The organism is Cellulosimicrobium sp. EB106-03-01-XG111, assembly GCF_058792115.1.
Window position 1 is genome coordinate 237,619 of sequence record NZ_JBYTEQ010000006.1, and the last position, 10,677, is coordinate 248,295.

Here is a 10,677-nt window from a genome sequence, read left to right on the forward strand (position 1 = left end):
ACCCTCATGCCCGTCGAGTTCCTCGGCATCGCCACGACCAACGACGCGTCGGAGACCACCGACCGCACGACCGCTGCGTTCGACCCCGCCTACCTCGAGCGCCTCGTGCGCGCGCACGAGGACAACGGCTGGACGCGCGTCCTCTTCGCGTACGGATCCTCCGGCCCCGAGCCCGCCGCCCTCGCCGCCTACACCGCCGCGCGCCTGCAGTCGATCGAGCTCCTGCTCGCGCACCGGCCCAACGTGTCCTACCCGACGTACGCGGCCAAGACGTTCGCGACGCTCGACCAGCTCTCCGGCGGGCGGCTCTCCGTCCACTTCATCACCGGCGGCAACGACCACGAGCAGGGCCGCGAGGGCGACACGCTGACCAAGGACGAGCGGTACGCGCGCACCCAGGAGTACATCCAGATCGTCAAGCAGGCCTGGTCGAGCGCCGAGCCGTTCGACCACCACGGCCCGTTCTACGACTTCGACGACTTCGTGCTCGACGCCAAGCCGTTCGAGGGCCGCACCCCGACCATCTCGTTCGGCGGGTCGTCCGACGCCGCGTTCCGCGTCGGTGCGGCCGAGGCCGACATCTACGCCGTCTGGGGCGAGCCCCTCGACCGCACCGCCGAGCAGATCGCGCGCGTGCACGCCGAGGCCGCCGCCGCGGGCCGGACGACGCCGCCGCGCATCCACGCCGCGTTCCGGCCGATCGTCGCGCCGACCGAGGAGCTCGCCTGGGAGAAGGCACACCGCATCCTCGACCGGATCGAGGCACGCAAGGCCGCCGCCGGGGGTCGGCTCAGCCGTCGGCACCCGATCGACAAGCCCGAGAACGCGGGTTCCCAGCGCCTGCTCGAGATCGCCGCCCAGGGCGAGCGCTTCGACACCGCGCTGTGGACCGCGACCGCGAAGGCCACCGGCGGCGCCGGCAACTCCAACGCGCTCGTCGGCACGCCCGAGCAGGTCGCCGAGGCGCTCCTCGCGTACTACGACCTCGGCGTCCGCGTGATCTCGGCCCGCGGCTACGACCTGCTCGACGACGCGGTCGACTTCGGCCGCTACGTCATCCCGATCGTCCGCGAGGAGGTCGCGAAGCGCGACGCCGCCGCCGCCGAGGCTGCCGCGGCCTGACAGGTCGGCAACCCCGCCCCGGGTCGGCAGCTCCGGTACCGGGCCCCCCGAACGACGACACCGACAGCAAGGAGCAGGACCGTGCGGTTCCAGGTACTCGACATCGTGTTCAACCCGCCCCACCCCGTGACCGGGGAGGCGGTCGCGCCGTCCGACCGGTTGAACCGGGTCGTGGAGACGGCGGTGCTCGCGGAGGAGCTCGGGTTCGACTCGTTCGCGGTGGGGGAGCGGCACGCGGGCGAGGTGCTGTCGTCGGCACCCACGGTGATCCTCGGCGCGGTCGCGGCGCGGACGTCGCGCATCCTGCTGAGCACGGGTGTCACCGTGCTGTCGCTGCTCGACCCGATCCGCGTCGCCGAGGACCTCGCGACGGTCGACCAGCTGAGCCGCGGGCGCTTGGAGATCGTCATCGGCAAGGGCAACGAGGTGCTGCAGTACCCGCTGCTGGGGCTGGACATCGACAAGCAGTACGAGTACCTCCAGGAGAACTACGAGCTGCTGCGCCTGCTGCTGTCGGAGGAGGACGTCAGCTGGAGCGGGCGGCACCGCCACGCGCTGGAGCACGCGACGACGCTGCCGCGGCCGTTCGCCGGGCCGTTCCGGATCTGGCACGGGTCGGCGACGTCGCGCTTCGCGGTGGACCTCGCGGCCCGGTACGGGGACCCGATCGTCAGCGCCAACGCGTTGCAGCCGCGCGAGAACTACCAGGTCCTCATCGACCGCTACCGCGAGCGGTACGCGGCGCACGGGCACGACCCGGCGTACGGGTTCGTCGGGTCGGGCTCGGGCGGGCTGTTCCTCGCCGACACGACGGAGGAGGCGATCGAGCAGTACCGCCCGATCTACGAGGGCCAGGTCGCGGCGGCGGCACGTCGCGGCTACGGGGCGGACGCCGTCGGGAAGGCACCGAGCTTCCGGACGGTCGAGGACGCCGTCGAGCGCGGGCCCGCGCTCGTGGGGTCGCCGGAGCGCGTGGCGGAGAAGATCCTCGACTACCACGCCTCGTACGGGCACGATCTGCAGTCCGTCTCGGTGAACCACCTGATCCCCGCGACGCAGCAGGAGGACGTGCTGCGTCGGTTCGCGGAGGAGGTCGTCCCCGTCGTGCGGGCCGAGGTGAAGACGGACCTCTGGAGCGTGGCCGACGCCCGTCGCGCGGCGGGCTTCACCGCGGCCTGAGCGAGCACGCCGGACCGGAGGGGCCCGTCTCGCCCGGCGAAGCGGGCCCTCGCCGTGCTCGTGACGGCCCCGCCGACAGGTCGCGACGTCGCGGAGCAGGAAACAACCGTCCGCCTGGCGGGACGCGCGTCTCGATACTTGACTCAACCAGTCGGGATTGTCTTTCCTGCTCCCAGGTGACGAGCGTCAGCACGCAGGCCCGGCTCGCTGACCAGCAACCCTTCGACGTGACGGGGTGCTCCGGGAACGACCTGACCGCGCCGCTCCCGCGGCGCGGTAAGCACGGCACACCGGTGGGCACCCCCGCCGCGCCGGCCCTGGGCCCGGCGCGGTCGACCACCGGCGCCGGACGACCGCCGGTCCTCAGCCGGCACCGAGGAGAGCAGCACGACATGATCCCCACACCTCACCGACGCCGGTCCCTGACCGTCGTGGCGGCGGCCGCCGCCACGGGCCTCCTGCTCGCCGCGTGCGGCGGCGGGTCCGGCACGTCCGACGACGGCGGGTCGCCCAGCCCGTCCGGCGAGCCCGTCGCGGGCGGCGACCTGACCTTCGCGATCACGGTCGACTCGCACTGCCTCGACCCGCAGCAGGTCGGCAACAACGACGCCATCGCGGCGGCCCGCCAGACCGTCGCGTCGCTCACGGCGCAGGACCCGGAGACGGGCGAGATCCTGCCGTGGCTCGCGGAGAGCTGGGAGGTGAACGACGACGCGTCGAGCTACACGTTCCACCTGCGCGACGACGCGACGTACGCCGACGGCACGCCGATCGACGCCGAGTCGGTGAAGACGAACCTCGACGCGATCGTCGCGCTCGGTGCGACGGCGTCGCTCGGGTCGCAGTACCTCGTCGGCTACGAGGGCACGACCGTCATCGACCCGCAGACCCTCACGGTGGACTTCGCGGCGCCGAGCGCGCAGTTCCTCCAGGCGACGTCGACGTTCTCGCTCGGCCTCCTCGCCCCGTCCTCGGCCGACCTGAGCGTCGAGGACCGCTGCGCCGGCAAGTTCGTCGGCTCCGGGCCGTTCTCCGTGAAGTCCTACACGCAGGACCAGGAGATCGTGCTCGAGAAGGTCGCGGGCTACGCGTGGGGCTCGGAGGCCAACGACCACCAGGGCGAGGCCTACCTCGACACGGTGACGTTCAAGGTCATCCCCGAGGCGAGCGTGCGCAGCGGCAGCCTGCAGTCCGGGCAGATCGACGCGACGGCCGCGATCTCGACCGTCGACCTCCCGCAGTTCGACGGGAACGGGTTCTGGCTCGAGTACCGCGCGAACCCGGGCGTCGTGTTCAACCTCTTCCCCAACGAGTCGAGCCCGCTCGCGGGCGACGAGGCCGTGCGGACGGCGATCCTCCGGGGCATCGACCGCGAGCAGATCGCGGACACCGTGCTCAGCGAGCAGGACGAGCCGGCCACGAGCGTCCTGTCGCACTCGACGCCGCTCTACGAGAGCGTCGCGGACGAGCTCGCCTACGACCCCGAGGGCGCGAAGAAGATCCTCGACGACGCAGGCTGGGTCGAGGGCGCCGACGGCGTGCGCGAGAAGGACGGCCAGAAGCTCTCCACGACCGTGACGTTCTGGCAGGTGCCGGAGCCGCTCGAGCTCGTCCAGCAGCAGCTCGCGCAGATCGGCGTGGACCTCCAGCTCCAGCACGTGACCGTCGCGGAGTCGCAGGCGATCAAGGAGAGCGGCGACTTCGACTTCGACTACTACAACCTCACGCGCTCCGACCCGGACGTGCTGCGGACGATCTTCTCGGCGAACGCGCGCAACATCAACCAGCGCGACGCGGAGGAGGTCGACGGCCTGCTCGACGCGTCGGCCGCGGCGACCGACCCGGCCGAGCGGCAGGAGCTCGTCACGGAGGCGTCCCGCCTCCTGGTCCAGAAGGGGCACGCGATCCCGGTCTACGAGCTCTCGACGACCATTGCGGCCGCCGACACGGTCCACGGCCTGACGTTCGAGGCGTCGTCGCGGCTCGACTTCTACGACGCCTGGGTCACCCAGGGCTGACCCGCCGGGCCCGCCTGCCCGACGCCGCGGCGTCGGGCAGGCGGGCATCCCCCACGGAAGGAGGCCGACCATGGGCCGGTACGTCCTGCGTCGCGCCGGGCAGGGGCTGTTCGTGCTCTGGGCGGCGTTCACGATCTCGTTCTTCGTCCTCTACCTGCTGCCCAGCGACCCGGCCGCGCTCATGGCGAGCGGCGGCGGCGAGGCGGACCAGGTGGACCCCGCGCTGCTCGACGCGCTCCGCGCGCAGTACGGCCTCGACCGGCCCGTGCTGGTCCAGTACGCCGACGCGCTGTGGCACGCGCTGCGGCTCGACTTCGGGACGTCGTACGCGTCCGGGGCGCCCGCGACGCAGCTCGTGCTCCAGGCGCTCCCGGAGACGCTGCGGCTCACGGCCGCGGCGCTCGTCCTCGCCGTCGTGGCGGGCGCCGGCATCGCGATCGCGAGCACGTTCCCGCGCGCGGCCTGGCTGCGCCACACGCTCGCGTCGCTCCCGCCGCTCGGCGTCGCCCTGCCGCCGTTCTGGCTGGGCCTGCTGCTCCTGCAGTGGTTCTCCTTCCAGCTCCCGGTGTTCCCCGCGATCGGCAACGAGGGCGCGATCAGCCTCGTGCTGCCGGCGATCACGCTCGCCGTCCCGGCGAGCGCCGCGCTCGCCCAGGTGCTCGCGCGGAGCCTGCGCGGGACGCTCGGCGAGCCGTACGTCGAGACGGCGCGGGCCAAGGGCGCGAGCCGGGCGCGCGTGCACTTCGGCCACGCGCTGCGCAACGCCGCGATCCCCGCCCTGACCGTGCTGGGGGTCGTCGTGGGTGGGCTGCTCGGCGGCACGGTCGTCACGGAGACGGTGTTCTCGCGCGCCGGCCTGGGACGGCTCACGGTCACGTCGGTGGACGCGCAGGACATCCCTGTGGTGCAGGCGGTCGTCGTCCTCTCGGCGCTCGTGTTCGTGGTCGTCACGCTCGTGGTCGACCTGCTCTACCCCCTGCTCGACCCCCGGATCGACGCACGACAGAAGGCGGTGGCCGCATGAGCACCAGGCCGGGAGTGCGCATCGTGCTCCGGGACGAGGCCCGGGTCGCGGACCGTGCCGCGGCGGCGGACGCCCCGCCGTCGGGCGCGCTCGCCCCCGACGCCCCGCCCGCCGACGCGCCCGCGGGGCGCACGCCCGCGGAGATCGAGGTCGAGGACCGCGAGGACGCGCGCGCGATCCTCCGGCACGGCCGCGTGCGGACCCGGGGCACGGCGGGCCGGTGGCGACGCGGGGCGCGGTACGCCGTGCGGCGTCCCGGGCTGGTCGTCGCCGTGCTCGTCGTGCTGCTCGTCACGGCGTGGGCCGTCGTCCCGCAGCTCTTCACGGCGTACGACCCGCTGACGGGCGTGCCCGCGGACCGGCTGCAGCCGCCGTCGGGCGCGCACCTGTTCGGCACCGACCACCTGGGACGCGACGTGTACGCGCGGGTCGTCCACGGCGCGTCGGCCTCGCTCGGTGCGACCGTCATCGCGGTCGCGGTCGGGCTCGTCGCCGGGTCGCTGCTCGGCCTGCTCGCGGGGTTCGTGCGCGGGTGGGTGGACGACGTCGTCGGCCGGTTCGTCGACGTGCTGCTCGCGATCCCCAGCATCCTGCTCTCGCTCGCGATCATCACGGCGCTCGGGTTCGGGACGGTCAAGGTCGCGATCGCCGTCGGCATCACGAGCGTCGCGACGTTCGCGCGCGTCATGCGGGCCGAGGTCCTGCGGACCTCGACGTCGGTGTACGTCGAGGCGGCCCGCGCGTCGGGCGTGCGCTGGTACGGCGTGCTGGGGCGCCACGTGCTGCCCAACTCGACGGGACCGGTGCTCGCGCTCGTCGCGCTCGAGCTCGGGACCGCGGTGCTCGCGATCTCGGCCCTGAGCTTCCTCGGCTACGGGACGCCGCCGCCCGCGCCCGAGTGGGGGTCGCTCGTCTCGGGCGGGCGCGACTACCTGGCCACCGCGTGGTGGCTCACGACCATGCCGGGCCTCGTGATCGTCGCCGTCGTGCTGTCGGCGAACCGTGTCGCGCGGGCCCTGGAACGCACCGGAGGGGACGCATGACCGTCACGACGCCGACCACCCAGGAGCGTCCCGGCCCGACGTCGGGCGAGGCGCCCGCGCTCGAGATCCGCGGTCTGGAGGTCGCCTACCGCACGCGCGACGGCGGCTCGTACGCCGCCGTCCGCGGCGTCGACCTCACGGTCGGGGCGGGCGAGGTCGTCGCGCTCGTGGGCGAGTCCGGGTCGGGCAAGAGCACGACGGCGCACGCGGCCCTGCACCTGCTCGCGCGCGGGGGCGAGGTGACGGCAGGGACCATCCGCCTCGGCGGCCGCGACGTCGGACGGCTCTCCGAGAAGGAGTGGCAGCAGGTGCGGGGCCGCGACGTCGGGCTCGTGCCGCAGGACCCGACGGTGTCGCTCAACCCCGTCACGCGCGTGGGCGACCAGGTCGCGGAGGTGCTCGTCATCCACGGGCTCGCGCGGCGCAAGGAGGCGCGCGAGCGCGCGGTCGAGCTGCTGCGCCAGGCCGGGATCGACGACCCGGAGGCCCGCGCGCGGCAGTACCCGTCGCAGCTCTCCGGCGGGATGCGCCAGCGCGTGCTCATCGCGATCGCCGTCGCGGCGCGGCCGCGCCTCGTCGTCGCGGACGAGCCCACGAGCGCGCTCGACGTGACGGTCCAGCGCCGTATCCTCGACCACCTCGACGGCCTCGTGCGCGACCTCGGCACCGCGGTCCTGCTCATCACGCACGACCTCGGCGTCGCGGCGGACCGCGCCGACCGCATCGTCGTCCTGGAGCACGGGGTCGTCGTCGAGGAGGGCACCGCCGAGCAGGTGCTGCACGACCCGCGCCACCCCTACACCCAGCAGCTCATCGCGGCGGCGCCGAGCCTCGCGAGCTCGCGCCTCGTCGCGGGCAGCACCCCGGAGACGGCGACGGGCGACGGCGTCGTCCCGCGCGCCGACGCGAGCCGCGCCGCGGTCGCGAGCCGCGCCGACGGTCAGGGGACCGCGGTGCCCGACGGCGCCGGCCCGGGCACCGCGGGTGCGCCCGTCCTCGCGGTGCGGGACCTGCGCAAGGAGTTCACGCTGCCGCGCGGGGCGGCGCACCGGACGCTCGTCGCGGTGGACGGCGTGAGCCTCGCGGTCGGGCGCGGCGAGACGTACGCGCTCGTGGGGGAGTCCGGGTCGGGCAAGAGCACGACGGCGCGCCTCGCCCTCCGGCTCGAGCGGCCCACCGCGGGCACGGTGGAGTTCGCCGGAGAGGACATCACGACGGCGCGCGGCGAGCGGCTGCGGTCGCTGCGCCGCGGCTTCCAGGTGGTCTACCAGTCCCCGTACGCGTCGCTCGACCCGCGGTTCACCGTCGAGCAGATCGTCACCGAGCCGCTCCGGGCGTACCGGGTCGGGTCGCCGTCCGAGCGGGCGGACCGGGCGCGTGCGCTCGTCGAGGACGTCGCCCTCCCGCCCGACGTGCTCCGCCGGGGACCGCGCGAGCTCTCGGGCGGGCAGCGCCAGCGCGTCGCCATCGCGCGGGCGCTCGCACTGAACCCGGCGCTCGTCGTGCTCGACGAGCCCGTCTCGGCGCTCGACGTGTCCGTGCAGGCGCAGATCCTCGAGCTGCTCGTGCGGCTGCAGGCCGAGCACGGGCTCGCGTACCTGTTCATCTCGCACGACCTCGCCGTCGTGCGGCAGGTGTCCGACCACGTCGGCGTCATGCACCGAGGCCGCGTCGTCGAGCAGGGCGACGCCGAGCAGATCCTGCTCGACCCGCACGAGGAGTACACGCGGGAGCTCGTCGCGGCCATCCCCGGCCGCCGCGCGCTCCAGGAGCGCACCGCGAGATAGAACGGCCCGTCGCGAGGTAGCACACGACGTGCTCTACCTCGCGACGGGCCGTTCTACCTCGCGGGGGCGGGCCGGGTCAGGCCTCGCGGTTCTCCGAGGACAGGAACCAGGCCTGCTTCTCCAGGTCCGCGATGATCTCGTGCAGGATGTCGGCGCTCGTCGGGTCCTCGGCGTCGACGTCGTCGTGCACGGCGCGGACGACCTCGACCGTCTGCGCGATGCGCTCGACGACCGCGTCGACCGTGTCGCCGACCGACACGAGGCCGGCCGGGTACGGCGAGAGGTCCGTCGTCGTGGCGACCGTCTCGGTGCGGCCGTCGGGCACGACCTGGAGCGCGCGCATGCGCTCGGCGACGGTGTCGCTGTGCTCGCGCGCGGCGTCCACGACGTCGTCGAGCTGGAGGTGCAGGTCGCGGAACCCGCGGCCCGTGACGTTCCAGTGGGCCTGCTTGCCCTGGACGTGCAGGTCGACGAGCGCGACGAGCACGCGCTGCAGGTGGGCGCGGAGCTTCTCCGACGCCTCGAAGCGGGCCGTCGTGCGGTGGATGGTGGGTGCGGACATGGTGCTCCTCGCTCTCTCGGGGGTCGCCCGGAATCGTGCGGCGGTCACCCGGCTTCCGTCGGTGCCGTTCACTTGAACGATTCCAGACTAGGTCGCATTCCGCGCGCTCGCCAGCAAGGAGAGGCGTGCCTGACCTGCAGCGGGGCTCGTCGCGCGCCGAGCCGCGGCACGACGCGTCACGTCCTCTCGCCAGGTGAGAGGACGGCGTCCGCCCTTGCCCCGGGCGGCGCGCGGTGGTCCGCTGGGCCCATGACCGACACCTCCCGGACCTCCGCCCTCGGCACCCTCCCGTCGCGCACGCTCGGCACCGGCGAGGCGGCGCTCGCCGTCTCCGCCGTCGGGTTCGGCGGCATGTCCGTCACCGACGCCTACGGCCCTGCGGACGCCACGGAGGCGGAGGCCGTGCTGCGCCGCGCGCTCGAGCTCGGCGTGACCCTCTTCGACACCGCCGACGTCTACGGCCACGGCCGCAACGAGGAGCTGTTCGGCCGGGTCCTCGGGCCGCACCGGGACGAGATCGTCCTCGCGTCGAAGTTCGGGCTCCCGCCCGCGGGCGGCCACCCCGACGGGCGCCCGGTCGACGGTCGCCCCGAGTACGTCCGTGCCGCGGTCGACGCGAGCCTGCGTCGCCTCGGCACCGACCGTCTCGATCTGTACTACCTGCACCGTGTCGACCCCCAGGTGCCGATCGAGGACACGGTCGGCGCGCTCGCGGGTCTCGTGGAGGCCGGGAAGGTCCGCGGCATCGGCCTCTCGGAGCCGTCCGCCGCGACCGTGCGCCGCGCGCACGCCGTGCACCCCGTGACGGCCGTGCAGAGCGAGTACTCGCTGTGGACGCGCGACCCGGAGGACGAGGTGCTGCCGACGCTGCGCGAGCTCGGGGTCGGCTTCGTGCCCTTCTCGCCGCTCGGCCGGGGCATCCTCACCGGGACCGTGGACGCCACCGACGGCTTCGCGGAGGACGACGTGCGCCGCGCCCACGCCCGGTACGCCGGCGAGGCGTTCGAGCACAACCGCGGCCTCGTGCGCTCCCTGGAGCAGCTCGCCGCGGAGCACGGCGTCACGACCGCACAGCTCGCGGTCGCGTGGCTCCTCGCGCAGGGCGACGACGTCGTCCCGATCCCGGGGACGAAGCGCGTCGCGTACCTGGAGCAGAACGTCGCGGCGGCCGCGGTCGAGCTCACGCCGGACGACGTCGCGACGATCGGCGCGGCCATCCCGCGCACGGCCGTCCAGGGCGTGCGGCACCCGCAGCCGGACCTCCTCGACGGCTGACCCCGCCACGCGCGGCGCGGACCGCTCGGGACCGGCCGCCGTCCCCGGCGGGGACCGCCGGGGATCGAGGACAGGGGCACCCGCCGTGCCCCGCGGGGCCGGGGAGACCTAGACTGGAGAGGTCCTGTGGGTCTCCCCGCGCAGAGGTCGGCTCCGATGTCGTGGCTGCTCATGATCTGGTGCGCGGCGGCGTGCACGGCCGCCGCCGCGTGGTGGGTGCTGCGCCGGGCCGGGCGACCTCCGAGCCACCGGGCGGGCGCGCGCCGTCGTGCCGCCGCGGCGCCGGACCCGCTGACGACGCTCGCGCTCCAGGTGCGGCTCACCGCGCTCGCCGCGGAGCTCCGGCGCATCGAGGCCGACCCGGACGTCTACGCGCGGGCTCACCACTACCTCGCGGTCCAGGGCGCCTACGACGCGCTGCTGCGCGAGGCCTGCCGGCTCACCGGGCTCCCGGTCGCGGACGCGCCCCTGCGCGCGGGCTTCCGCACGGGCGACGACGAGCGGTTCCGCGAGGAGCTCGAGCTCAGCGCGCGCGGCTGGAGCTGGTGACGGACCACCCGTGAGGGGCGGCACGGGACGGGCGAGGGGCCCGACGGCGGGACGACCGCCGTCCTGTCTCTTCTCCCCCTCCCCGCCCCCACAAACCAAGAGGTCTCCCCTGGGGGGG

9 protein-coding genes and 1 riboswitch are annotated in these 10,677 nt (G+C 74.4%); of the genes, 8 read left to right on the forward strand and 1 reads right to left on the reverse strand.

Going from position 1 to position 10,677, the window contains the following annotated elements; genetic code table 11:
• The first annotated feature begins 6 nt into the window (after positions 1-6).
• The 6 genes from AC3WT4_RS08150 (at position 7) to AC3WT4_RS08175 (ending at position 8,173) form a co-directional block, all read left to right on the forward strand.
• The gene (locus AC3WT4_RS08150) at positions 7-1,122 is read left to right on the forward strand and encodes an LLM class flavin-dependent oxidoreductase (RefSeq protein ID WP_492315206.1); all 1,116 of its coding nucleotides are present in this window, start codon (positions 7-9) and stop codon (positions 1,120-1,122) included.
• A gap of 81 nt (positions 1,123-1,203) precedes the next feature.
• Positions 1,204-2,301, forward strand: a complete 1,098-nt coding sequence (locus tag AC3WT4_RS08155) for an LLM class flavin-dependent oxidoreductase (RefSeq protein ID WP_492315207.1) — start codon at positions 1,204-1,206, stop codon at positions 2,299-2,301.
• Between the two features lie 175 nt (positions 2,302-2,476).
• Positions 2,477-2,590, forward strand: a riboswitch (SAM riboswitch).
• Between the two features lie 103 nt (positions 2,591-2,693).
• Positions 2,694-4,319, forward strand: coding sequence for an ABC transporter substrate-binding protein (locus AC3WT4_RS08160; protein WP_492315208.1), 1,626 nt, complete (start codon positions 2,694-2,696; stop codon positions 4,317-4,319).
• A 70-nt stretch (positions 4,320-4,389) separates the two neighbouring features.
• A complete protein-coding gene (locus AC3WT4_RS08165) occupies positions 4,390-5,343 on the forward strand; it encodes an ABC transporter permease (RefSeq protein ID WP_492315209.1) in 954 nt (317 codons plus the stop codon).
• Complete coding sequence (locus tag AC3WT4_RS08170; protein WP_083384982.1) at positions 5,340-6,386, forward strand: ABC transporter permease; 1,047 nt, start codon at positions 5,340-5,342, stop codon at positions 6,384-6,386. Before AC3WT4_RS08165 ends, AC3WT4_RS08170 begins: the two co-directional genes overlap by 4 nt.
• Entirely contained in the window at positions 6,383-8,173 is a 1,791-nt protein-coding gene (locus AC3WT4_RS08175; protein ID WP_492315210.1) for a dipeptide ABC transporter ATP-binding protein, read from the forward strand. Before AC3WT4_RS08170 ends, AC3WT4_RS08175 begins: the two co-directional genes overlap by 4 nt.
• Before the next feature lie 76 nt (positions 8,174-8,249).
• Here the strand turns inward: AC3WT4_RS08175 and AC3WT4_RS08180 are convergent, their stop codons facing one another.
• The gene (locus tag AC3WT4_RS08180; protein ID WP_051028364.1) at positions 8,250-8,735 is read right to left on the reverse strand and encodes a Dps family protein; all 486 of its coding nucleotides are present in this window, start codon (positions 8,733-8,735) and stop codon (positions 8,250-8,252) included.
• A gap of 249 nt (positions 8,736-8,984) precedes the next feature.
• Here AC3WT4_RS08180 and AC3WT4_RS08185 point away from each other — a divergent pair, with 249 nt between their 5' ends.
• Together AC3WT4_RS08185 and AC3WT4_RS08190 are read left to right on the forward strand one after the other, a co-directional pair.
• On the forward strand, positions 8,985-10,010 hold the full coding sequence (locus AC3WT4_RS08185) for an aldo/keto reductase (RefSeq protein WP_492315211.1): 1,026 nt from the start codon (positions 8,985-8,987) through the stop codon (positions 10,008-10,010).
• Positions 10,011-10,166: 156 nt separating this feature from the next.
• Entirely contained in the window at positions 10,167-10,559 is a 393-nt protein-coding gene (locus AC3WT4_RS08190; RefSeq protein WP_257416379.1) for a hypothetical protein, read from the forward strand.
• The last annotated feature ends 118 nt before the right edge of the window (positions 10,560-10,677 follow it).

Excerpts from the sequence above, each read along its gene's own strand:
- AC3WT4_RS08185 (WP_492315211.1), top strand. The coding sequence starts at position 8,985 with ATGACCGACACCTCCCGGACCTCCGCCCTCGGCACCCTCCCGTCGCGC.
- AC3WT4_RS08150 (WP_492315206.1), top strand. The coding sequence starts at position 7 with ATGCCCGTCGAGTTCCTCGGCATCGCCACGACCAACGACGCGTCGGAG.
- AC3WT4_RS08190 (WP_257416379.1), top strand. The coding sequence starts at position 10,167 with ATGTCGTGGCTGCTCATGATCTGGTGCGCGGCGGCGTGCACGGCCGCC.
- AC3WT4_RS08165 (WP_492315209.1), top strand. The coding sequence starts at position 4,390 with ATGGGCCGGTACGTCCTGCGTCGCGCCGGGCAGGGGCTGTTCGTGCTC.
- AC3WT4_RS08170 (WP_083384982.1), top strand. The coding sequence starts at position 5,340 with ATGAGCACCAGGCCGGGAGTGCGCATCGTGCTCCGGGACGAGGCCCGG.
- AC3WT4_RS08160 (WP_492315208.1), top strand. The coding sequence starts at position 2,694 with ATGATCCCCACACCTCACCGACGCCGGTCCCTGACCGTCGTGGCGGCG.
- AC3WT4_RS08180 (WP_051028364.1), bottom strand. The coding sequence starts at position 8,735 with ATGTCCGCACCCACCATCCACCGCACGACGGCCCGCTTCGAGGCGTCG.
- AC3WT4_RS08175 (WP_492315210.1), top strand. The coding sequence starts at position 6,383 with ATGACCGTCACGACGCCGACCACCCAGGAGCGTCCCGGCCCGACGTCG.